Annotated in this window: 19 protein-coding genes; 8 read left to right on the top strand and 11 right to left on the bottom strand. The window is 60.5% G+C overall.

The window, feature by feature from the left end:
* Positions 1-64 precede the first annotated feature (64 nt).
* The gene (locus tag MK6180000_RS13235; protein ID WP_138935155.1) at positions 65-997 is read left to right on the top strand and encodes a hypothetical protein; all 933 of its coding nucleotides are present in this window, start codon (positions 65-67) and stop codon (positions 995-997) included.
* Positions 998-1,047: 50 nt separating this feature from the next.
* Here the strand turns inward: MK6180000_RS13235 and MK6180000_RS13230 are convergent, their stop codons facing one another.
* On the bottom strand, positions 1,048-2,502 hold the full coding sequence (locus MK6180000_RS13230) for a cobyric acid synthase (protein ID WP_138935154.1): 1,455 nt from the start codon (positions 2,500-2,502) through the stop codon (positions 1,048-1,050).
* A gap of 121 nt (positions 2,503-2,623) precedes the next feature.
* Positions 2,624-2,947, bottom strand: a complete 324-nt coding sequence (locus MK6180000_RS13225) for a DUF6280 family protein (RefSeq protein ID WP_138935153.1) — start codon at positions 2,945-2,947, stop codon at positions 2,624-2,626.
* 216 nt (positions 2,948-3,163) lie between these two features.
* Between MK6180000_RS13225 and efp the strand changes: the two genes are divergently transcribed.
* Positions 3,164-3,727 (top strand): elongation factor P, encoded by a 564-nt coding sequence (efp, locus tag MK6180000_RS13220; RefSeq protein WP_138935152.1) that lies wholly within the window; start codon positions 3,164-3,166, stop codon positions 3,725-3,727.
* 78 nt (positions 3,728-3,805) lie between these two features.
* On the opposite strand, the gene MK6180000_RS13215 is transcribed toward efp, so the two are convergent.
* The 3 genes from MK6180000_RS13215 to MK6180000_RS13205 all read right to left on the bottom strand — a co-directional run bounded on the left by MK6180000_RS13215 (position 3,806) and on the right by MK6180000_RS13205 (position 8,382).
* Entirely contained in the window at positions 3,806-5,821 is a 2,016-nt protein-coding gene (locus tag MK6180000_RS13215) for a capsular polysaccharide biosynthesis protein (RefSeq protein ID WP_138935151.1), read from the bottom strand.
* Positions 5,821-6,966: a polysaccharide biosynthesis/export family protein gene (locus MK6180000_RS13210; RefSeq protein WP_246040521.1), complete on the bottom strand. Its 1,146-nt coding sequence runs from the start codon at positions 6,964-6,966 to the stop codon at positions 5,821-5,823. Before MK6180000_RS13210 ends, MK6180000_RS13215 begins: the two co-directional genes overlap by 1 nt.
* A gap of 123 nt (positions 6,967-7,089) precedes the next feature.
* Positions 7,090-8,382 carry a capsule biosynthesis protein gene (locus tag MK6180000_RS13205; RefSeq protein WP_138935150.1) on the bottom strand — a complete coding sequence of 431 codons (1,293 nt, stop codon included), beginning with the start codon at positions 8,380-8,382 and terminating at the stop codon, positions 7,090-7,092.
* 153 nt (positions 8,383-8,535) lie between these two features.
* Here MK6180000_RS13205 and MK6180000_RS13200 point away from each other — a divergent pair, with 153 nt between their 5' ends.
* Positions 8,536-9,123 (top strand): riboflavin synthase, encoded by a 588-nt coding sequence (locus MK6180000_RS13200; RefSeq protein WP_138935149.1) that lies wholly within the window; start codon positions 8,536-8,538, stop codon positions 9,121-9,123.
* A gap of 62 nt (positions 9,124-9,185) precedes the next feature.
* Here MK6180000_RS13200 and MK6180000_RS13195 read toward each other — a convergent pair whose 3' ends face one another.
* From MK6180000_RS13195 to MK6180000_RS13170, 6 genes are all read right to left on the bottom strand, one after another.
* Positions 9,186-9,827 carry a DUF3726 domain-containing protein gene (locus MK6180000_RS13195; protein WP_171054625.1) on the bottom strand — a complete coding sequence of 214 codons (642 nt, stop codon included), beginning with the start codon at positions 9,825-9,827 and terminating at the stop codon, positions 9,186-9,188.
* Positions 9,824-11,515: a hypothetical protein gene (locus tag MK6180000_RS13190; RefSeq protein WP_246040520.1), complete on the bottom strand. Its 1,692-nt coding sequence runs from the start codon at positions 11,513-11,515 to the stop codon at positions 9,824-9,826. Before MK6180000_RS13190 ends, MK6180000_RS13195 begins: the two co-directional genes overlap by 4 nt.
* Positions 11,516-11,577: 62 nt before the next feature.
* A complete protein-coding gene (locus MK6180000_RS13185) occupies positions 11,578-13,122 on the bottom strand; it encodes a BCCT family transporter (RefSeq protein WP_138935147.1) in 1,545 nt (514 codons plus the stop codon).
* A gap of 41 nt (positions 13,123-13,163) precedes the next feature.
* Positions 13,164-14,177 carry a membrane dipeptidase gene (locus MK6180000_RS13180; RefSeq protein ID WP_425466860.1) on the bottom strand — a complete coding sequence of 338 codons (1,014 nt, stop codon included), beginning with the start codon at positions 14,175-14,177 and terminating at the stop codon, positions 13,164-13,166.
* 2 nt (positions 14,178-14,179) lie between these two features.
* A complete protein-coding gene (locus MK6180000_RS13175) occupies positions 14,180-15,631 on the bottom strand; it encodes an aldehyde dehydrogenase family protein (RefSeq protein WP_138935145.1) in 1,452 nt (483 codons plus the stop codon).
* Between the two features lie 175 nt (positions 15,632-15,806).
* On the bottom strand, positions 15,807-16,685 hold the full coding sequence (locus MK6180000_RS13170; RefSeq protein WP_138935144.1) for a LysR family transcriptional regulator: 879 nt from the start codon (positions 16,683-16,685) through the stop codon (positions 15,807-15,809).
* Between the two features lie 150 nt (positions 16,686-16,835).
* Between MK6180000_RS13170 and MK6180000_RS13165 the strand changes: the two genes are divergently transcribed.
* From MK6180000_RS13165 to MK6180000_RS13145, 5 genes are all read left to right on the top strand, one after another.
* A complete protein-coding gene (locus MK6180000_RS13165) occupies positions 16,836-17,147 on the top strand; it encodes an ETC complex I subunit (RefSeq protein ID WP_138935143.1) in 312 nt (103 codons plus the stop codon).
* Positions 17,148-17,354: 207 nt separating this feature from the next.
* Positions 17,355-18,281 carry an MYG1 family protein gene (locus MK6180000_RS13160; protein WP_138935142.1) on the top strand — a complete coding sequence of 309 codons (927 nt, stop codon included), beginning with the start codon at positions 17,355-17,357 and terminating at the stop codon, positions 18,279-18,281.
* A gap of 397 nt (positions 18,282-18,678) precedes the next feature.
* Positions 18,679-20,103: a circularly permuted type 2 ATP-grasp protein gene (locus MK6180000_RS13155; RefSeq protein WP_138935141.1), complete on the top strand. Its 1,425-nt coding sequence runs from the start codon at positions 18,679-18,681 to the stop codon at positions 20,101-20,103.
* Position 20,104: 1 nt separating this feature from the next.
* Positions 20,105-21,046, top strand: a complete 942-nt coding sequence (locus MK6180000_RS13150) for an alpha-E domain-containing protein (RefSeq protein WP_138935140.1) — start codon at positions 20,105-20,107, stop codon at positions 21,044-21,046.
* Positions 21,046-21,843 carry a transglutaminase family protein gene (locus MK6180000_RS13145; RefSeq protein WP_138935139.1) on the top strand — a complete coding sequence of 266 codons (798 nt, stop codon included), beginning with the start codon at positions 21,046-21,048 and terminating at the stop codon, positions 21,841-21,843. Before MK6180000_RS13150 ends, MK6180000_RS13145 begins: the two co-directional genes overlap by 1 nt.
* Positions 21,844-21,854: the final 11 nt, after the last annotated feature.

Here is a 21,854-nt window from a genome sequence, read left to right as displayed (position 1 = left end):
GTTGTGCGAAATGCGCCGCGTAGGTAAGCTGCGCAGGAGGCAAAAAACGAGGGCGATAAAAACCATGTCCGATCCCGTCACGAATATCGAAATCGAGGACGTGCTGTCATCCATCCGGCGGCTTGTATCCAGCGACGAGCGCCCTGCAAAATCGCAGGTGAAACCTGCTGAGGTGGCAGTTGGTGCCAACGCGCCGTCTGTGAGTGGTGCGCAGGAGTTTGAGGCAGCTCAGGATGAACCAGAAAAGCTGGTTCTGACCCCCTCTTTGCGCGTCGATTCGCCTGCACCCTTTGTCGCTGAACCCTCAGATCAGGTTTCAGAACTAAGCCCGCAAGAGAGCAATCTATCGGATGACGATCTGGCCACAGAAACAGATCTGGCCACAGAAACACCTGATGAAAATGGCCCGCCGCTGGACCGTTCTAATGAACTAAAGGCACGCGTTGCCGAATTCGAAGAGGTTGTCGCGCGGCAGAGTGATCAGTGGGACCCTGATGGCGCCAGCTCGGATGCAAATTCCGGCGAGACTGGATCACCGCTTCCGTGGGAAGAAGATTTGGGCGACAGCGAAACGGCTGAAGCGGACGCAGAGCAAGATAATGATAAAGCCGACGAACTTCGCGCCAAGGATATTGCACAAGCCGTCGAAGACGCCGCGATCGTAGCGGAGGATGAGGCAGACGATCCCGCGCCGGAGGAGGCTGCATCACGGCAGGCACAAGAGCAACCCGAGGACGATATTCCTGAAAATTTCGCTGTCGACGATCGCACGCAAGACCTAGACGACGCGCAGCGCTCGGAATCGCAGGCGGCTGATAATGCAGAGTTTTTGGGCGCCAACGACGACTTCCTTGACGAGGATGCGTTGCGTGATCTGGTCGCTGATATTGTCCGGCAAGAATTACAGGGCGCATTGGGCGAGCGGATTACCCGCAATGTGCGTAAGCTGGTCCGCCGCGAGATTCACCGTGCGATGGCCAGTCAAGAGCTGAACTAACTTTGCGAAATGCGGGCGGCGTGGAGGTTGCAAAGCGCGCGCGATGGCGCCTAAATGGACGGCTCACGCGCCAGTGAAAGCAGTAAATCGATATTCATGTGGGCCTCTAGATGATCGGCTAGTACATCCAGCACCTCGTCGACGCCGCTATCGAAATGCAATTGCGACGCGGTGCCCAGCCCGGCCATGAAAACCGCGCGAAATGCGTCTGACGCCAGCAGGCCGTGCACATAGCAGCCCTGTACCAGACCATCTGCGCTGGCTGCCCCCTCAGGCCGACCATCCATACTCAGCCATGCGCGGGCGCAATCAGGGCCTGTCGTGCGGCCCATGTGAATTTCGTATCCCGTCACCTCTGTGCCGCTGGCCGGATGGCTCCCCTTTGTTAGCGACAGCCGTTTTTCCGGCTGCATAACTGTCTCGATATCCAGATGCCCCAGCCCGGTGACGGTGCAGGCCGGCCCTTCGACCCCGCCGGGATCTGATATTGTGCGGCCCAGCATCTGGTAGCCACCGCAGATCCCCAGCACCGGACCGCCGCGCCGAATATGCGCGGCCAGATCAATATCCCAGCCGTTGGCGCGAAATTCGGCCAGATCGGCGATGGTCGACTTGCTGCCGGGGATTAGCACCAGCCCGGCATCGCCAGGCAGGGGGCGCCCCGGCTCAATCATCTGCACGGTGATGCCCGGCTCTGCGCTCAGCGGATCCAGATCGTCAAAATTGGCGATGCGGCCAAGACGCGGTACGACCACCTTGAACGCACCGCCGGGGCGCTGAACGATATCTAGCGCATCCTCTGCCGGCAGGCGCCATGCCTCCTGAAACCAAGGGATCACACCGAGAGATGGCCAGCCTGTGCGCTTCTCAATCGCGGTGAGGCCATCGTCAAACAGAAGCGGATCGCCGCGAAATTTGTTGATCGCGAACGCTTTGATGTGGGATGCATCCTCTGGTGGCAGCACGGCCTGCGTTCCAACGATTTGCGCGATGACGCCGCCCCTGTCTATATCGCCGACTAGAACGACCGGCACGCCTGCCGCTTCGGCAAAGCCCATATTGGCGATGTCGCCTTTTCGCAGGTTGATTTCTGCCGGGCTGCCCGCACCCTCGACCAGCACCAGATCGGCAGTGGCGGCCAGACGGATGAAGCTCTCTAGGACGGCGCGCATCAGGTCGGCCTTACGATCGGGGTATGCGCGGGCCTGCCAACTGCCGATGACGTGGCCCTGCACAACGATCTGCGCGCCTGTCTCGCTCTCTGGTTTTAGCAGAACTGGGTTCATGTCGGTATGCGGTGCACGTCCGGCGGCGCGTGCCTGTAGCGCTTGGGCGCGCCCGATCTCGCCCCCGTCTTCTGTGACGGCGGCATTGTTCGACATATTCTGCGGCTTGAACGGTGCGACGTTCAGCCCGCGCCGGACACAGGCCCGCGCGAGGCCCGCCACCAACATCGACTTGCCCACGTTGGAGCCTGCGCCCTGTATCATTATCGCGCGTGCCATCCAGCGCCCCCTATTCATGCCCCGCTTATAGGGCGGCACTACGCGGCGATGAAATGAAAAAGCCCCGCCAGTGGCAGGGCTTCGACATCAGCAGTCTCTAGCGTAGTTTAGGCAGCGTAGTTTAGGCGGCTTCGGCCTGTGCGGCGGCGGCATGACGACGCTCGCTTTCTTCGCGCGACAGCGCAACGGATGTGCGAACACCCTTGGACACAAAGTCCATCAGGCCCGACACAACACGCTCGTTCGGGTCAATCCCGGCGCAGGACAACACTTCGCGTCCGTCGCGGGACCGTGCCCAGCGTGCGATCTGGTCAGGGCCGTTGCCGTACTTCTTGTCGTCAGAAATGGCGTCGTCTAACGCGGCCAGTACAACGGCTGCGAAAAGTTTGCGTGCCCGGTTGCCTTGCTCGTTATTGAAGGCGGCACCGTCAACGAAATCCTTCATGGTTCGTCCTTGCTTTATTAGTCTTGCGTTTTCAGCTTAGGCCTCGTTATGGAGCACTCTGTCCGATTCGGATAGAGCAGATATGCATACCTGATATGCGATCACCGCATGGCTGCTGCACCTGCAGCACGACATATCGTTGGCTTGCCCCCTTGCTGATCACAAGATATAGGGTTGGCCTGAATTCTATCAACCTTTCGTCAGGATTTTGCCACAATGCCCAAGATCAACGGAAACGAGATTCGCCCCGGTAACGTGCTGGAGCACAACGGTGGTTTGTGGTCGGCTGTAAAAGTCGATCACGTCAAGCCTGGCAAGGGCGGTGCCTTTGCCCAAGTCGAAATGCGCAACCTGCGCAACGGTAGCAAGCTGAACGAGCGTTTCCGCTCTGCCGACAAGGTTGAGCGCGTGCGCCTTGATCAGAAAGACCAGCAATTCCTCTATGAATTGGATGGCATGCTGGTGTTCATGGACACTGAAACCTATGAGCAGATGGAGTTGCCTGCTGAACTGCTGGGCGAGCGTCGCCCATTTCTGCAGGACGGAATGACCATCCATATCGAATATCATGAGGATGAGGCGCTGAACGCCACACTGCCGCAAAAGGTGACCTGCATGGTCGTCGAGACTGAGCCGGTGGTTAAAGGCCAGACAGCCGCCAACAGCTTCAAGCCGGCTATTCTGGACAATGGCGTCAAGGTGATGGTGCCGCCCTTCGTTGGGCAGGACGAGGCTATCATCGTGAATACAGAAACCATGGAATATTCCGAGCGCGCCTGAAGTGAGGGCTTAAATTTTAGGTTTTATCTAACGATAAAAGCGCCGCGTGCCTGCATAGGTATGCGGCGTTTTGCCATTCTAGCGCCAGAGCGCAGCACGAGACGCAAAGAGGCCCTGTAGTTTTGACAATACCCTGTTTGCGGGGCTGGGCAGGGGCACCGTGCCCGTTGCCAAACGCTCCAACACCAGTTCTGCGGTGCAGGGCAGGCCGGTCACGGGATCGAAATAGCGTGGGTAATCGATCAGCGTGGCATGGACGAGGCCCGCCAGCGCGGGCCGTGCGCTGCGGCGGGCCGGGATCGTGCCCAGATCGGTAGTCAGGCCCCACCCTGCATAAAACGGTGCGCCCGTGGTCGTGACAGGAACTTCGCGCAGTAACGCTTCAAAGCCCAAGAGTGACGTCATGGTCCAGACCCGGTTCACATCGCGCAGCAGTGCGGCGGGATCGGCGCGGGTCAGTACCATATCGGCCAACTCCTCGGCCGCGCCGGGCGTTATAGCGCCGGGCCGCAAGCCCGCTTCGACGTCGGGATGGGGTTTGTAGAGGATCACAGCATCCGGATTGGCCGCGCGCACCGCCTGAAGCAGCGCCAGATTGGTGCATATATGCCCTGCGCCGGTCCGGATTGACGCATCATCCTCGACCTGGCCGGGCACCAGGATGCGGTGTCCCTTGGGCAGGTCCGGGGCCGCGCCGCCCAAGTTATACTTGGTCGCACCCTGCGCAATGATCTGTGTCATCAGCGCCTCGGCGCGGCGGGTCTGGTCGGGGCGCATATGTGCGCGGCGGGCAATCCAAGCCTCCAGGTCGCTGGGCTGGCTGGGGTCATAATAGATGCCGCGCGTGTCCAGAACCAAGCTGAGTGGCGGCACCAGCCGCGCGCCCAGACCGCGCGAGCGCAGAAAGCCGTCCTCGACGCGCACGGCGCCCTCGGGGGCCTGATCTGCCTTGCCTGCCCAGACCATATGCCGCCGCTCTGGCGCGCCACCGTGAAAGACCATCCGTTTGTGGCGGCCAAAGACGCGCTGTAGCGGTCCGCGTTTCCACAGGCGCATGCCATGCGCAGCCCAGCCAAGGCGATCCTCGCGAAAACTACGCACCTCGGCCTCAAGCGCGGCGATAGCGTCTTCGATCTCGCAGAGCTGATCGCGAAAGGGGTCGTACCATTTTGGATAGAGGATCATCGCCGCCGCAAAGATCTGCGCGCGGCTGAGCGTACGGCCCCGGCGCGGCAGCGCCAAGGGATGGCGGTCATCCGTCAGGCCCCAGCCGGCATAAAAAGGCTGGCCGAACACGCGCGGGCGATGTCCGGCAAAAATCGCCTCGAACCCTAGTTGGCTGGACACAGTATAGACGGCGGTGGCCCCTTCCAGCAGGGACCAAGGACAGGCGGGTGTATCAAGGATGGTGATATGGGCCGCCTTATCGGCCGTGCTGAAATATCCGGCGCGGTGGCCCGCTGCCGTCTCGGGATGTGTTTTCACCACGATCCGCGCGCCGGGATTATCCTCCTGCGCATAGTACAGCATCTCGCGAAATGTGTTCGCATCCGCGCCGCCCAGCCGCACGGCGGCGTCATCATAGGTTTGGTCGATGACCAGAACATAGCCCGGATCGGGGCAGGGCAGGGCGGGATCATGGGCGTTGTATTTGCTAAGGCGTGCCTGTTGCAGCCGTGAGATTGAGGCGCGGGCACGGTCCATCAGCGCTGTGTCGTCCAGCGGATGCGTGCCAAGCAGCACCTCCAGATCCGACGGTCGGCATGCGTCGAAATGCGCGCCGCGCCCGTCGATCAAGAGGCCCAGGGGCGGGCTGCCCGAGCGGCCTGGGTGGATTGAACGGAGCCATGCATCCTCTAGCCGGAGCAGACCCGCACCCGTGCGCGCCGCCGCTGCCTCGCCTCGGTGAGCGTAGGGGCTGTGGCCCCAGACGGCCACCAGATCATCCGCGCCGGGCCAGCCGAGGCGCATGTCGTATCCGGCCAGATCCATGATGCGCCTGAGACGGCGCTGGCGCAGAAAACCGGCGTTGAAATAGAAAACCCGCCGGCGCCCCTCGGCCCCGGCGGGATCATTTTCGCCATGCGCAGGCATTAGCCGCCAAAGGCTGTCGTGGCGGAATCGACATTTGCAACGACGCCTAGCGAGCCTGTAAGGGCGCCGATCACCTTGCTCCACTGTGCGAAGGGTGCCTCGGTCACATAAAGCGTATCTTGATCGCGGACCGAAAAATCACGCGCCATGAACATGCCATTGGGACGGGTCAGGTCCAGCACATAGACGAGGCGCTGATCGCCGATGAGATCGCTGCGGCCCAGCACCTGATTTGCGATCGCCGCAGGCTCATTCCGCAAGATAAAGACGCCGGTGGGATCGGCAGCAGACGCTTGAAGGCCCCCCACAGTCGCTATTGCCTCGATCGCGGATAGCGTCTGCGTCTCGAACGTCACGCGCGATTGCGCGCCAGTGGCGCCAAGTGCGGTAAAGGCGCGGGTATCCTGCTCGACCAAGATACGGTCGCCGCCGCGCAGCGCGATATCAAATTCCGGGTGCTTGTAGAGGTCTTGGAACCAGACCTTGCTACGCTCACCGCCGCGCAGAACGGTAATCTGCGCCACTTCAGCCGGTATCACGATACCCCCCGCAGCCGAGAGCATCGCCGCCAAAGTGCGCGTAGGCCGCTCGATAGGATAGACGCCCTGCGCCCCGACAGAGCCGACCAGCGACACCGTCGCACCGTCACCGGCAAGGCGGCGAACCTGAACCTGCGGGTCCGGCGTCTGCTCGTCCAACTTGGACGTTATAATCCGGCGGATCGCTTCGGGCGTGTTGCCCGCCGCGCGAATACGGCCGGCATATGGCACAAAGATAAACCCGCTGCCGTCAACCTGCACTTCTTCCAGTACGGTTTGGTTTGTCGCCTCGCCAGCCAGCAGGCCATCGTCGACGTTCTCCCAAATCGTCAGGCCTAGCGTATCGCCGGGCCGGATCGTATCGGAACCAAGCTGGCCTGCATTACGGAACGCGTCGCTAAATCCCAGCGCAGGCTGCACGGCAGTCGCGCGCGTCACGCGGTCGTTGACCGACACGATGAACGCATCGCCTTCCCGATCAACGGAACCGGCATAAATTTGACGTTTATTAGGTCCAACCTGAGGAAGGATACCGCATGACGCCACTATCATGGCAACGGCCACGAGGGCGATGGACCGCGCCCATCGGCTTGTCTGGATGTTCACTGCTCGGTCTCCTCGACCTGATTTTCTGCCTCGGTCGTCGTCGTATCGCCGTCTGCGCGGCGTATATCAGCGTTTACGCTAGCCTATTTGGAAATGAAAATAAAGCGCTACGGGCCATATGCCTCACGTCACAACCCGTAACTGTTGCCGCGGTGCCGCGGTGCCACTATGCAGGGCATCATAGGGATCGTCCGCACTTAGCATCATATCGACCGCTTGGCGCAAGAGTTGGCGCCGTCCGCGCGCCGAGTAAAATCCGCCTGCGATCTGGCTGGTTTCCAGAAGATAGCGGCGATAATCAGTGTACGCCTTGCGATCCGGGCGCTCTGCTCCGGCAAAGAATTCTGCCAGAGGCTTGGTGGAGACAAACTCCGGCTTATCATAGACGGCTTGGCCGAACGTCTTGAGCGGAATTCCGCGCCACAGCACCTGCTGCGCGGCAGTAGAATTAACCGTGACCGCGCTGCGTGCCTCGTCCAGCAGCCTCGCCAGTTTGCCACCGCGCACGTAATGCACACGATCTGCAACGCCATGCGCGTGGGCGAGGCGGCGCAGATCGCGGCGCACTGGCACGCGGCCATCCTCCAGCGGATGCGCCTTGAATACCAGATGGTGATGCGTCGGGGCACCGTGTGCAAAACCTGTCACGACCGTTTCCAAGAAATCGGCCATCGTCGCGAAGGGCGAATGCATCTGAAAGCTGCTGTCATGCTCTAACTGCAAGAGCGCCAGATGATAGGGAAACCCACCATGACGGATACGCCACGTCGCCAGCCGCCGGTCGATCGCCTGCGCGGGCATTAGCAGCAGACGTTGCAGATAAAGCGAGAATTCCTTGCGCACAGAAATTGCGCGGTGCGGTTTGAAATTGCGATACCGGCGGTTCAGCGCCAGGACGCAGAAATGATATAGCGCGCCGTAAAATATGTGATGGCGCATGTCGCCCCAACTGGCCGGGGGCAGGGCGCTGTCCATGTCTGACTGTTCCAGATCGACGCGCATTTGCGCGACGCTAAGGTCCATGAGACGCGAGTTTCCGTTGCTGCCGCCGCGTTCATACGTAACCCAGTAGGGGCGCATATATCCCTCTTCAAAGACGTGTAGGCGCAGGCCGCGCGCGCGCGCCTGTCTCACCGCCTCGGCGTGGATGGGGCGGGTGTCGCCATATAGCACGATGTCGGTCACGCGCTTGTCCGTTAGCAAGGCGCCCAGCGTATCCGTCCAGTCATCTGGCGCACCGCGATAGGGCACATAGCTGGACCTGTCAGGCCAAAACGCACTGTCGCCAGCATTAAAGCCGACGCGCCATACCTCGGCGCCAGCGCGGCGCAACATCCGCCCCAGCCGAGCATAGAAAGGGCCGTGCGGCCCTTGGAGGAACAAAAAGACGTGGCGTGCGCCGGATTCAGTGCTCATGGCGTCTTCATACTCGCATAGACTTACCAAAGGCTAACCGCCGAAAAAAATAACCACGGTTATAGGCAAAATTAAGACAATTGCCTTCGGCTGTCTTGCCGGGCGACGGATGCGCGGTTACCTCAGGATTGAACCTTACGGGATACCAGACGCATGTTCACAGGCATAATCACCGATCAGGGCACGCTGCGCTCGCTTCAGCAGCAGGGCGATCTGCGCGCGCGCATCGGATGTGGATACGACACCGGCACCATCGATCTGGGCGCGTCCATCGCCTGCGACGGCGTATGCCTGACCGTCATCGAGACGGGCGCGGATTGGTTCGACGTGCAGATCTCGGCCGAGACTGTGTCCAAGACCAATTTGGTCGACTGGCGCGAAGGCCGTACGATCAATCTGGAACGCGCGCTCAAGGTCGGGGACGAGCTGGGGGGCCACATCGTATCGGGCCATGTCGACGGCATCGCGCGGATCACCGATATGCACGATGAGGGCAGCAGCACGCGCGTCACTCTGACGGCGCCGGATGCGCTGGCCCGATTTGTCGCGCCCAAGGGGTCGGTCGCGCTGAACGGCACGTCGCTAACCGTGAACGAGGTGAATGGCTGCGAATTTGGCATCAATTTCATTCCGCACACCAAAGACGTGACTACGTGGGGCCGCGCCGCCGTTGGGGATGCGGTCAACCTTGAGATCGACACGCTGGCCCGCTACGTCGCCCGGTTGCGCGAATTTGACTGAGGCTTTTGCTGCTTCATCTTAGCTTACATACCCCAACAGCAGGCGAAAGGTGCAGAGGCGCATTAATCATTGTCGCTTAGCCCTGCTCCGGCCCCGGCAGTGCGGCTTTCTTCGGTGTCGGGTGCATATGTGCGCGCAGCCATCAGGGCGAGGCGGGCGGCTGGTCCTTCGGCCAGGTTGTATCGCATCTGGCATGTCCGAAGTGGCAGGTCGCCTGCCATCCCCGCCTGAATATAAACATCGGCGCATGCAGTCATTGGCGCGTCCGTGTGTCCGCGCACGTCCGCCGCAAAGGCGAACTCTCCGGCATTCCAGATCATGCGCTCGGGCTGGCCACCATCTTCGGCGGCGCCGCGCACGAAGGGTAGCAGCAGCAGCGGATAGGCGCAGCCGATGATGTGAATATTGCGGCTGGGCGCGTCGTTTTGGGCCAGATCGCATAGCGCGGCGCCGGCCGAGATGGGGCAGATTGTACCGCCTTTTGCGCGCCATGTGTTCACGCCCGTATCGCCGGGCCGCATCATCGCGTGTGGGCTGCGGTCATGCGCCTCTAAGAACTCTGCCAGCGCCTCGGGGCCGGGCAGGCCAATCCCGACCAGCCAGCGCACCGCCTTGCCTGCTTCCTCGGCCATGCCCCAGCTAAAGCCTGATCCGCGTGCGGCCTTGCGCGCAAGTCCTTCGACCTCACTGAGGGACCAGCTCACGATGCCTCCAGCGGTGGATAGGTCCAGTCGTCGGCGTCGCCGCCTGCCAGCTCATCGGGGTAGGGCGCATTCTGGAACATAGTGATGCGCACCCAGCGATCTGATCGCGGGTCAAACCGGCATGCGCCGAAAAAGCTGAGCTTGGCGCGCAGCATGTCGATGGGCAGCAACCCCTCGCCGATGGTGTTGCCGCGGATCTCGGCATAGGGCAGACGCGCGGCGATCTGCACACGGCGGACAATGTGGCGATGTTCGGGATGGGCCAAAACAAAGTCGGCGACGGTATCGCCGTCGAAGCAGTCCAGCGCCGCGATCAGGCGCGCGGCGTCGCGGCCGGGGCTAAGGGGCTGCTCGTAGGGCTCGATAGGCTCTAGATAGCGCTCGCCCAGCCGCGGCTCCAGCTTGGCCTCGGACACGTACCAGACGCGCGCATTTGCGCTTGGCGCGGTCCAGTCGATATCCAGCGCCCAGCCATAGATGGACTGCACCACATCCCTCAGCCGCGCACAGGTCATGTCGCCTGCGATGCGCCAATGACAGTCCTCATCGCAGGCCATTGTATCGGCCAGCTCATCGACCAACTCGGGATATGGCTCCATCAGCAGGGACACCAGCTGCTCCTGCCCCTCCAGCGTCAGCGCGTCCACAGCCCAAAGCCATAGGCGGTCCCACGGGCAGGCACCTGTCAGGTCCGCATCCTGCAAATGCGCACTTAGCTGCGCAAGGTCGGCGCGCAGATCGGCCAGCTTGGCAATCTGGATGGGATGACTGCTGCGCCACCCTTCGGCGTGGAGGATCGCGCGCGCTACAATCTGGCGAAACGCGTCAATATGACGAGCCTGCGCGACGGGCAGGCCGCGCACGCGCGACAGCGCCGTTTCGCGCGCGGCGATCCAGCTGTGCAGCAGCGCAGGATGGTTCAGCAGATAGGGCGCCATGCCGAGGCCGGTGGAATTGCCAATGCCAAAGCTGCGGCGCAATCCCGCCTCCAGCGGCACTGCGGTCGCGGGGGCGCGCTGGCGGGCCATATCCTCGACCAGATCCATGACGAAGGCGCGGGTGAGATAGACCGACAGCATCTCAACTTGGTAAGGTGCCTGAAATTCAGGTCTGCTAGATGTTGCCTCCCGGTCTGCCGCGCCGAACTTGCCCGAGCCATAGACGGCCGTCGTGCGCATCAGATATCCTACGTCCTCAATCATGCCCGGGTCCGGCTGGTCGCCCGCCGCCAGCGCGGCGACGACATGATCCCACAGACGAACCGAGCGGTTGGCCCGGCTCAGCGACAGCTCGCTCTGGCTGATGCGGCCTGCCTCCTGGCGCGGAACGTTTGCGCGCAGGCGGGTGATATCATCCTCGGCCGGGATGCCGTCAAAAAGGGTAAAGGTCGCGTCCCATTCCGTGGCAATCACCCGGTCAGACCGCTTTTCCGGGTCCAGATCGTTTGCGAAGGCGATCAGGCTATAGCTACGCTGCGGCCCGTGTGCGGTATAGACAGCAGTGCCGGTACCGCGCGCGTCTATATCGAATTGGCGGCGCTCGACGCGCCATCCCTCATCCTTCATCCGGCGCAAGAGGATACGCATGAAGGACAAGCGGGTTTGGTGAAAGGACCCCAAGCGGTCCAGTCGCATGACCTGATCGGGCTGGCGCATGGCGGCGATGGCCGCGGGCATGTCGATTTGCATGTGCGTCTCCTCCTCTTTGAAACAAGTAGGGCGGCCCGTGTGGGCCGCCCTATGTGTCGTTCTCAGTCGGTGCCGCGCCCTTTGGCGATGGTGATGCGAAGCGCATCCCAGAGCGATGGCAGCAATATCAGCGACACCGGGACGGCAGTCACCACGATGAAGCTTTGCAGCTTACCGATACCGCCAGAGCCGGTCCAGATCAGGATCAGCGCCATGATGCCCATCGTCACGCCCCATAACACGCGAACGCCCGTTGCGCTGCGATCCTCATCCGACATCGCGACCGAGATGACGTAGGTCATTGAATCGCCCGTGGTGGCCACAAAGATGGTCGTCAGGATCAGGAACAGCACCGATACGATAAAGCCCAGCGGCATCTGCTGCGTGATCGACAGCAGCGCGGCGGGCAGGTTGAACCCCTCAAACGCGGTCGAGACGGAGCCGGGATTGGCCAATTCGAACGCGATGCCCGACCCGCCGACGATGGTGAACCAGAACGTCGTCACGACGGGTGCAACCAGCGACAGCATGATGATGATCGACCGGATGGACCGCCCCCGGCTGATGCGCGCGATAAACATCGCCATTAGCGGGCCGTACCCCATGAACCAGCCCCAGAAAAACACGGTCCACCAGCCCAGCCAGCCCGGATCGCCAAAGACTGCCGCATCCCCGCGATAAAGAGCCATGCCAAAGAAATCGGTGATATAGGTGGAGAAGCCCGAGAAGAAGCTGGAGAGGATGAACGCGGTCGGCCCTGCGAACAGCATAAAGAGCAGCAGCGCGGCCGCCAAGATCACGTTGATCCGGCTCAGCACTTGGATGCCTCTGGATAATCCGGTGATGGCCGAGATCGTGTAGATTGCGACCAGTCCGGCGATCACGCAGGCTTGGGTGATGAACGTATCGGGAATACCAAAGAGCGCGTTTAGGCCATAGCTGACCTGAAGGCCGAGGAAGCCGACCGGGCCGACAGTGCCAGCCACAACTGCGATAATGCAGGCCGCATCCGCGATCCAGCCGATGGGGCCGTTGATCGCCGCATCGCCAAACACCGGATAAAGCAGGGTGCGCGGGGCCATCGGAAGGCCCTTTTCATAGTGGTAGTGCATTAACATGATGGTGCTGAGCGCGCCCAGAATAGCCCATGCCAGAAAACCCCAATGCATGAAGCTCTGCGCGAGCGCAGGGCCAACTGCCTCGGGGGTGCCAGACTCGCCGCCAAAATAGGGCGGCGACGACAGGAAATGCGCCATCGGCTCGCCCGCTGCCCAGAACACGCCGCCGCCAGCGAGGAGGGTGCACATGATCATGGCACCCCACTGGAACGCCGGGAATTCAGGCACGCTCATCCCGCCCATCAGGGCGCGCCCGCCGGGCAGAAAGATCAGGACGAGTCCGATCAGGAAGGTCGCCAGCAGCAGAACCTGCCAGTAGAGGCCGAAGTACTTGGCCGAGAAGGCAAAGCTGGCATCGACCATGGTCGAAAGCAGGTCCAGATTGACCAGTGCGATTACGCAAAAGAGGGCGATAAAACCCCCGGTGATCGCAAATAATGGCGCATTGATATGCGCCCGTTTGGCAGGCGCCGCGTTGATGTTAGACATTCGATACACCTTTATTAGTGTAGTTTAATTACGCCACCAGGTCAGGCCGACGAGACTTCCTTGTCCCCCGATTCGCGGCACGAACCGCGCGGGATGAAGTTTTCCTCGAAGAAGCGCAACCAGTTGCCGCCCGTCAGGCTTGCAACTTCTGCGGCGTCGAAGCCGACATCGCGCAGACCGCGCTCAAAGTTGGGGAAATCACGATTGTCCTTGAACCATTCGGGCTGCGGCGGAAATCCCGGCGCGGCAGCACTGCCTTCGCCATAGTCGATTTCCTTGGACCAGCGGCCCACGCGCATCCATTCGACGACGCTGTCGGGCTGGTCCTGACATAGATCGCTGCCGATGCCAAAATGCTGGACGCCAAATTGGTCGGCGGCCCGCGCGATCATTTCGCAAAAGCTGGCGAGTGTGCAGTCCGATTTGCCCTTGAGGTGGTGAGGATAGGCCGAAAATCCCATCATGCCGCCGTTTTGCGTGACCGCGCGAATGACATCGTCGGACTTGTTGCGCAAGGCAGGCTGCCAAGAATGCAAGTTGGCGTGGGTGATGGCGATCGGGCGCTGCGACAGGTCGGCGGCCTCAATGGTAGAGCGGTCTGCCGAATGGCTCATGTCGATCACCATGCCGACGCGGTTCATTTCCTTGATCACTTGCTTGCCCATGCGGGTGACGCCGGGATCGTGGGCCTCGTAACATCCCGTCGCCAGTAGTGATTGGTTGTTATAGCTCAGTTGCATGAAGCGTGCGCCCAGATCGTGCAGCACCTCGACCAGCCCGATGTCATCCTCGATCGGGCTAGGGTTTTGGAAGCCAAAGAAGATCGCCGTGCGGTCCGTATCCTTTGCAAGGCGCACATCGCCCGCCCAGCGGCCCTTGATGATCAGGTCTGGAAACTGCTCGAACCAGCGGTTCCACTTCTCGATGTTTAGCACCGTCTCGCGGAAATTCTCGTGATAAGAAATGGTGACATGGACCGCGTCCAGCCCCCCTTCGCGCATCTGGCCAAAGATCGTCTCGGACCAGTTGGCGTATTGCAGACCGTCGATGCGCATCCTCATTCCGGGCTGCCGCTGGCGATGTAGGACGTCTTGACGATCGTATAGAAATCGCGCGCCGTCTGGCCCTGCTCGCGCGGGCCATAGCTGCTGTCTCCGCGCCCGCCGAAGGGCACGTGATAGTCGGTGCCTGCCGTCGGAAGGTTCACAGTCACCACGCCAGTGCGTGCGTTACGGCGGAAATGCGTGGCGCGGGCGAGGTTGCGGGTGACGATGCCGGAGGTCAGGCCGAAATTAGTGTCGTTGACCACGCTCAAACCCTCGTCATAGCTGCTCACCTTGATGACCGATGCCAGCGGCGCGAACATTTCCTCTCGGTTGATGGTCATGTTATTAGACGTATTCAGGAACACGCCGGGCGACATGTAATAGCCGTCGGTATCCATGCTCAGGCGCGTCCCGCCGCAGGCCAGCTCAGCGCCCTCGGCGCGTCCTTTTTCGACCCATGCGAGGTTTTCGCTTAGCTGCTGCTCGGATACGACCGGGCCAATCTGGATGCCTTCAGTGAGTGCGTGGCCCACTTTCATCGCCTTGGCGCCTGCAACCAGTTTTTCGACAAAGGCATCATGCACACCGTCCATGACCACCAGCCGCGAGGAGGCGGTGCATTTCTGCCCGGTGCCGCCAAATGCGCCGCCGAGGGCTAGTGTGACCGCCAGCTCTACATCTGCGTCATCGGTAACAAGCAGCGCGTTCTTGCTGCCCATCTCCATCTGAACGCGGGTAAAGTTCTGCACGGCAGCGGCGGCTATGCCGCGCCCGACTGGGACGGACCCGGTAAAGGATATCGCATTCACCTTGCGGCTTTCGACCAGACGCTGGCCCACTTCCCGCCCTGCGCCCATCACGAGGTTGAACAGGCCCTTGGGGATGTCCTGCCGCGCGATAATCTCGGTTAGCGCGTGGGCCGATGCGGGCGTGATGTTCGCCGGCTTCCAGATCACCGCATTACCATAGGCGAGCGCGGGCGCGATTTTCCAACTGGCAGTTGCTGTCGGAAAATTCCAAGGGCTGATGATGGCGACTGTGCCCACAGGCTCGCGGCGCACGTCGATCTCGACGCCGGGGCGCACGCTATCGGCGGTCTCGCCCAGCTGGCGCAAAACTTCGGCGGCGTAGTAGGTAAAGAACTGCCCGGCGCGGAACACCTCGCCGCGCCCCTCTGCCAGCGGCTTGCCCTCCTCCTTGCTTAGCAGGCGGCCCAGCTCTTCGGCGCGGGCCATCATTTCGGTGCCGATGGCGTTCAAAACCGCCTGTTTGCGTTCAAGGCCATAAGCGGCCCATTCGGCCTGCGCGGAGCGGGCGGCGTCCAACGCCTGCTCCAGCTGGTCACTGCTGGCTTGCGCATAGAGGCCGACCAGATCGCCTAGGTCCGATGGATTGCGATTCTCAATCTCGGACGTGCCAGAGACCCATTCACCAGCGATATAGTTGTTATTCAAATTACCCATGGCGATCAGTCCCTTGCATATGGCGTGCCGCGCGGGGCCAGCGCTGATGTGTCGTGCGGTATGCTGGCCCCTTTGCGGGCACGCATGGCCGCGTCGTTTGATGTGCCATGATCCTCCACGTCGCTCCTTCAGCGCAATCGCAAAGTATTGAAGGATTTTTCAAAAAAACTGAATTTCAATCCGCTGTGTCTGTCCCTGCATCGCGGATTACCTGCGCCAATGCCTGTACTGCGGGGCTGATTCCTGTGTCTGGCAGGGTCACCATCCAAACCTCGCGCCGAATGGCCGAATTGACGAGGGGCAGAAACTCCAGATCCAGAAATTCGGGCAGAACAGCAAGTTGCGGTAGTATCGTGACACCCGCGCCCGCGCGCACCATGCGAAGGATCGACGCGGTGTTGCGTACCATCAGGCGTGATGCGGCCAGAATTGGCTGAAAGCCCTCGTCGTCGATCTGAGCGCACAGGCCGTTGGCGATAAAGTCGATCCCGTCCAGATCGGCCCAAGACAGTTGCTGCCAGCGTTCTGCCAGCGCATGGCCAATGGGGCAGACCACGCCGTAGGGATCCGAGAACAGCAAATCCCGGCGAAAGCCCGGCATGTGCGGCATGGACGCGATGCCAATATCGGCGCGCCCCTCAATCAGGTCGCGCTGGACGGTGCCGCTGTCGGTGTCGCGCATGTCGATGCGCACGCCAGGGCGCGCGTGCATGAAATCGCGCAGGATGGGCGGCATCATCGTCTGCGCGACCGAGGGCGTGCACGATATGCGTACGTTACCCGCGCGTGCGCGCGCTAGCGCCTCGATCGCGTCGACGGTGCGGGCGTAATGGGCCAACTCGCGGGCGGCCTCTGTACGGACCAGCACGCCGAGGGGGGTGAGGTGCGATTTGCGCGCTGTCTCAAAAAGGGGCGCGCCGATGTGATCCTCGAATTGGCGCAGCATCATCGAGATGGCCGAGGGAGTGCGCCCCAACGCCTCGGCAGCGCCCATCAGGCTGCCATGGTCTGCCACCGCCGAAAAGCAGCGCAGCATTTCGATCTTGATAGCCAAGTTGCGGATGTCCTGCTTTGCCTCCGGGCGGCCAGTCTAGCGCAAGGCGCCGATGCCGTCAGCCCGCCACGCGCAGGCGCCGCCGAGATTGACAATAGCCGGTCGCACAGTGCATCTGTATCCACGCATTACCCGCCGAGGAGACGCCCCATGCCCGCCCGTATTTATCGCCCCGCCCGTACCGCCATGTCGTCAGGTACCGCCAAAACGCACAAATGGGTGCTGGAGTATGTGGCAAGCACCGCGCGCGAGGTCGATCCGCTGATGGGCTGGACATCGTCTACCGACACGCAGGCGCAGGTAAGCCTCAGCTTTCCGACCAAGGAAGCAGCGATAGAATACGCCGAAGAGAATGGTATCGACGTGGTCGTCCAAGACCCCCACATACGCAAGCCCAACATCCGCGCCGGCGGCTACGGCGAAAATTTCGCGACCCATCGCAAGGGCGCCTGGACCCACTAAACCGGTGTAAATCGGGGCGAAGTTGTCTCGGAATCGGGGTAAAGATCCCGCGAAGCTGTTCAGCTATCCATATGTTGTAAGTAATCGTCTTTGAGCTACAGGATTTCGGCCGACCATAATTCGCACTCAAAACTGTGATCGCAGTCACAGGGGGGCGGCCATCGTGGTCGCCTAGTTCATTTCAAGCCCGGTTGGAGCCTGTTTTTTATGACCATCGCCCACCTCGTCACCCATTCCGGTGGCTTTCATGCCGATGAGTTGCTGTCCTCTGTTATCCTGACACGGTTGTTCCCCGAGGCAGAGTTGATCCGCAGCCGTGATAAGGCGTGGATCACGCCCGGCGAGGATCGCATTATCTATGACGTCGGCGGTCAGTTCGAAGCAGCCGCGCAAATTTTCGATCACCACCAGCGGCCCAACCCGCTGCGCGAAGATGGCCAGCCCTATAGCTCTTTCGGTTTGATCTGGGCGCAGTACGGTCGCGATTTCCTGCGCGCGATGGATGTGCCAGAGCACGACATCGAGGCGATTCATGGCTCATTTGATCGTGGCTTCGTTTTGCCCGTCGATCTACTCGATAATGGCGCGGTCAATGCGGCCGAGGCTGGACCGCTATTTGCCGGGCTGACCTTGCCAGTGCTGCTGGAAAGCCTGAAGCCGGTGTTTGATGACCGCGATGATGGGGCCGATGATCGTGCCTTCATGGCCGCCTTGCCGGTGGCGCGGACATTTGTAGAGGCACAGATCAGACGCAAGGCCGCGAAATTCCGTGCCGAGGCAATGGTTGTGGCGGCCATCGAGGCCGCCGGTGAGGGGCGCGTTCTGGAATTGCCGATGGGCATGCCATTTCGCGCGGGTGTGGAAAACGCTGGCGCGGATCACCTGCTGTTCGTGATCCACCCGCGTGGCACCGATTGGACGCTGACGACGATCCGGTTAGGCGACGACACGTTTGACAACCGCGCTGATCTCCCGGCCGCCTGGGCCGGATTGACCGATGAGGCGCTTGAAGCCGCCAGCGGTGTCTTGGGGGCGAAGTTCTGCCACAACGGGCGCTTCATCGCGGTGGCTGCCTCCCATGAGGCTGTATTGAAAATGGCGAATATCGCGGTGGCTGACGCATTGGCTGTATAGCTGTCGCATGGGCCATTGTGTTTGGAAAACCTAGCGCTTTGTTGTGAAGCGAGGCCGCATGGGCATCGCCATCCCTAAATGCACAGCGGTTGTTAGCCAGTTGCTAAGTCCGGATTGAGCAGGGAGGGCGGAGAACTGCGGTTCGCTGCGGTTTGCACTAATGAATGCAGTGCCCAGAGAGTGACCGTTGCAACGTCACGGGAGCGGTCCCGCCCCGACCTTGGCCAGATCGCTATTCTCTGCGGTGCAGCTTACGCGTCAGGGTTTCTTATTTCAGCCGCTCAAAGAGAGCGCGTCAAATCTACAGAAGTGATTAAATTATAGCCATAGGAGGAATTAGGCCTCCTGTTATGATGCATTATGTTGCTGCGCCGCGGTAATCTTCTAGAGTCACCGTATGACAACAGACAAAAAGCACTTTTGCGAAATGCACGACGCCGGGCAGCCGAGGTCGCCTTACAAGAGCTATGATGCTTGGTTCGCCAAACAGAACAATGAGCGGTTTGCCAAGAAATCGCAGGAGGCTGAAGCGTTTTTCCGGCGGACCGGGATCACTTTTAACGTATATGGTCAGCAGGACGCAGAAGAACGGTTGATCCCCTTTGATCTGGTGCCAAGGATCATTTCCTCGCGCGAATGGACCAAGCTGTCCAATGGCATTGAACAGCGTGTTTGTGCCATCAATGCGTTTTTGCACGATATTTACAACCGTCAGGAGATCCTGCGGGCGGGTGTCATACCCATCGATCTGATTGCTCAGAATGACGCCTTCCTTCCGCAGATGATCGACTTCAGTCCGCCGGGTAATGTCTATACGCATATCGTCGGCACCGACATCGTGCGGACTGGCGAGGATGATTTTTTCGTTCTCGAAGACAACGCCCGTACGCCATCGGGTGTCAGCTATATGCTGGAGAACCGCGAAACGATGTTGCAGATGTTCCCGGAGCTGTTCAGCAGCATTCCGGTGCAGCCCGTGAGCGATTACCCCAAGAACCTACGTCGCTCGCTGGAAGCCTCAGCCCCGTCCGGATGCGAGGGTCGGCCTTGCGTGGTGATTTTGACGCCGGGCATTCACAACTCTGCCTATTACGAGCACAGCTTTCTGGCCGATCAGATGGGGGTTGAGCTGGTCGAAGGGCACGACCTGAGGGTTGTAGACGGCCATATCGCGATGCGCACAACCAAGGGGTACAAGAGGATTGATGTGATCTATCGCCGGGTCGATGATGAATATCTTGATCCACTGACGTTCAATCCGAACTCCATGCTGGGTGTGCCGGGGATCATGGATGTTTACCGCGCGGGCAACATCACGATCGCCAATGCGCCCGGCACCGGTGTCGCGGATGACAAGGCCGTCTATAGCTACATACCAGACATTATACGATTCTACACCGGCGAACCTGCGATCCTCAAGAATGTTGAAACCTACCGTTGCACTGAGCCGCAGCAGTTGAAATATGTGCTGGATAATCTCGCTGATCTGGTGGTGAAAGAGGTACATGGTTCGGGCGGGTATGGCATGCTGATCGGCCCCGCGGCATCCAAACAGGAACTGTCGGATTTCGCCGACAAGCTGCGTGCAAAGCCAACCAACTACATCGCACAGCCGACACTGTCGCTGTCTACGGTCCCTATCTTTACTGAGAGTGGCCTTGCGCCCCGCCATGTCGATCTGCGGCCCTTTGCACTGGTGTCGCCCAATGGAGTGAAAATCACCCCCGGCGGTCTGACGCGCGTTGCGTTGAAAGAAGGGTCATTGGTGGTCAATTCAAGTCAGGGCGGCGGCACCAAAGACACTTGGGTATTGGAAGACTGATATGTTGGGAAAAACCGCAGGGGGTCTTTATTGGATGTTCCGCTCGCTTGAGCGGGCCGAGAATACCGCGCGCCTGATCGAGGCGGGGTTTCGGATTGCGCTGACCCGGTCGACGACCGCAGAGGCGGAATGGCAGTCGGTGATTTTGACACTTGCCGCACGGCAAAGTTACGAGGCGATTTGCGATGGCTATGATAGCGCGCAGGTGGTCAATTTTTTACTTCGCGAACCTACAAATTCAAGTTCCGTTCTGTCGATCATCAAATCTGCGCGAGACAATGCGCGTCTGGTTCGGACGGCGTTGACAACCGAAGTCTGGTCCGCCGTCAATGAAACATGGATGCTGTTCACTGACCTTTTGAAGGACGAGATCCCCCAAACTGAACTGCCTGCCGTACTTGCAACCATCCGCCAACAATCCGCTCTGGTGCGCGGGGCCTTGCACGGGACCATGCTACGCAATGACATTTACGATTTTTGTCGCCTTGGCACATTTGTTGAACGCATGGACAACACAGCGCGGATCATTGACGTCAAATATTATTCGCTGCTGCCTGCACCATCGTTTGTGGGCAGCCGTCTTGACAACGTGCAATGGGAAACGATCCTGCGCTCAGTTTCGGCGCATCGGTCGTTCCGCTGGGCCGTTGACGAGGATTTCACCGCCCCCGCCATTGCCGAGTTTCTGATCCTTGATCGGCGGATGCCTAGGTCGCTGTCGTTCAGCGCAGGTCAGATCGTGAACAGCCTGTCGCGTCTGACAGAGGATTATGGGACAAGACAGGCTTCGCACGACATGGCCGACGCGCTGAGGGCGCGGTTGGTTAACCCGGACATCAATTCGATTTTTGAAGAGGGCCTGCACGAATTTGTGAGCGGAATGATTGACACCACCGCCGACCTCGCCCGGCAGATCGAAGTCGACTATAGGTTCGCGGGATAATGGACCTCAGCATCAATCATACAACCGAATATGCCTATAGCGCCCCGGTGAATTACGCGCTGCAAAAGGTGCGTCTGCGCCCCTTATCATCGGTCATGCAGGATGTGACAGATTGGAAAGTTGACGTTACAGGTGGCAAGATTGAAGCCAGCTATTTTGATCACTACGGCAACCACGTCGATTTGGTGAGCATTGAACCGGGTGCCACCGTGTTGAGCATTCGCGCCAGTGGGCAGGTGCGAACGTTGAACGGCACCGGCGTGCTTGGCCCGGTGTATGGCCGCGCGCCGCTGTGGCATTTTCTGCAACCAACCGCGCTTACGATGGCGGGTGATGCGATCAAGGCCTTGCCGGAAATTTCATCTGATCCCGGCACACAGCTCGCCGATTTGCACAAACTCTCTGCCGCCATTCTGGAGGCACTTCCCTACAAGACAGGTGGCACCGCGGTGGACACCCCAGCCGAGGAAGCGTTGCAAGGTGACGCGGGCGTTTGTCAGGATCACGCACAGATTTTTGTCGCCGCCGCACGGCTGTCGGGGCTGCCCGCGCGCTATGTCAGCGGGTATCTGCGGATCAATGAACAGGTGGATCAGGAAGCAACCCACGCTTGGGCAGAGGTCTGTATCGAAGGGCTTGGGTGGGTCGGCTTTGACGTCTCGAACGGGGTATCGCCCGATGAAAAATACGTGCGTATCGCGATTGGCCGGGATGCGCGCGATGCGGCCCCCGTCGAAGGATTACGGTTGGGCAATGCAGATGAAACCCTCATGGTGTCTTTACAAGTTCAGCAGTAAAGGAATACCGA

The organism is Roseovarius arcticus, from assembly GCF_006125015.1.
GTDB classification, from domain to species: domain Bacteria; phylum Pseudomonadota; class Alphaproteobacteria; order Rhodobacterales; family Rhodobacteraceae; genus Roseovarius; species Roseovarius arcticus.
Note: the sequence above shows the minus strand (reverse complement) of the source record. Positions and strands in the feature narration are given on the sequence as shown.

Bases quoted from the DNA above. Each gene is read 5' to 3' on its own strand.
- MK6180000_RS13235 (WP_138935155.1), top strand. From the start codon at position 65: ATGTCCGATCCCGTCACGAATATCGAAATCGAGGACGTGCTGTCATCC.
- MK6180000_RS13230 (WP_138935154.1), bottom strand. From the start codon at position 2,502: ATGGCACGCGCGATAATGATACAGGGCGCAGGCTCCAACGTGGGCAAG.
- MK6180000_RS13225 (WP_138935153.1), bottom strand. From the start codon at position 2,947: ATGAAGGATTTCGTTGACGGTGCCGCCTTCAATAACGAGCAAGGCAAC.
- efp (WP_138935152.1), top strand. From the start codon at position 3,164: ATGCCCAAGATCAACGGAAACGAGATTCGCCCCGGTAACGTGCTGGAG.
- MK6180000_RS13215 (WP_138935151.1), bottom strand. From the start codon at position 5,821: ATGCCTGCGCATGGCGAAAATGATCCCGCCGGGGCCGAGGGGCGCCGG.
- MK6180000_RS13205 (WP_138935150.1), bottom strand. From the start codon at position 8,382: ATGAGCACTGAATCCGGCGCACGCCACGTCTTTTTGTTCCTCCAAGGG.
- MK6180000_RS13200 (WP_138935149.1), top strand. From the start codon at position 8,536: ATGTTCACAGGCATAATCACCGATCAGGGCACGCTGCGCTCGCTTCAG.
- MK6180000_RS13190 (WP_246040520.1), bottom strand. From the start codon at position 11,515: ATGCAAATCGACATGCCCGCGGCCATCGCCGCCATGCGCCAGCCCGAT.
- MK6180000_RS13185 (WP_138935147.1), bottom strand. From the start codon at position 13,122: ATGTCTAACATCAACGCGGCGCCTGCCAAACGGGCGCATATCAATGCG.
- MK6180000_RS13180 (WP_425466860.1), bottom strand. From the start codon at position 14,177: ATGCGCATCGACGGTCTGCAATACGCCAACTGGTCCGAGACGATCTTT.
- MK6180000_RS13175 (WP_138935145.1), bottom strand. From the start codon at position 15,631: ATGGGTAATTTGAATAACAACTATATCGCTGGTGAATGGGTCTCTGGC.
- MK6180000_RS13165 (WP_138935143.1), top strand. From the start codon at position 16,836: ATGCCCGCCCGTATTTATCGCCCCGCCCGTACCGCCATGTCGTCAGGT.
- MK6180000_RS13160 (WP_138935142.1), top strand. From the start codon at position 17,355: ATGACCATCGCCCACCTCGTCACCCATTCCGGTGGCTTTCATGCCGAT.
- MK6180000_RS13155 (WP_138935141.1), top strand. From the start codon at position 18,679: ATGACAACAGACAAAAAGCACTTTTGCGAAATGCACGACGCCGGGCAG.
- MK6180000_RS13150 (WP_138935140.1), top strand. From the start codon at position 20,105: ATGTTGGGAAAAACCGCAGGGGGTCTTTATTGGATGTTCCGCTCGCTT.
- MK6180000_RS13145 (WP_138935139.1), top strand. From the start codon at position 21,046: ATGGACCTCAGCATCAATCATACAACCGAATATGCCTATAGCGCCCCG.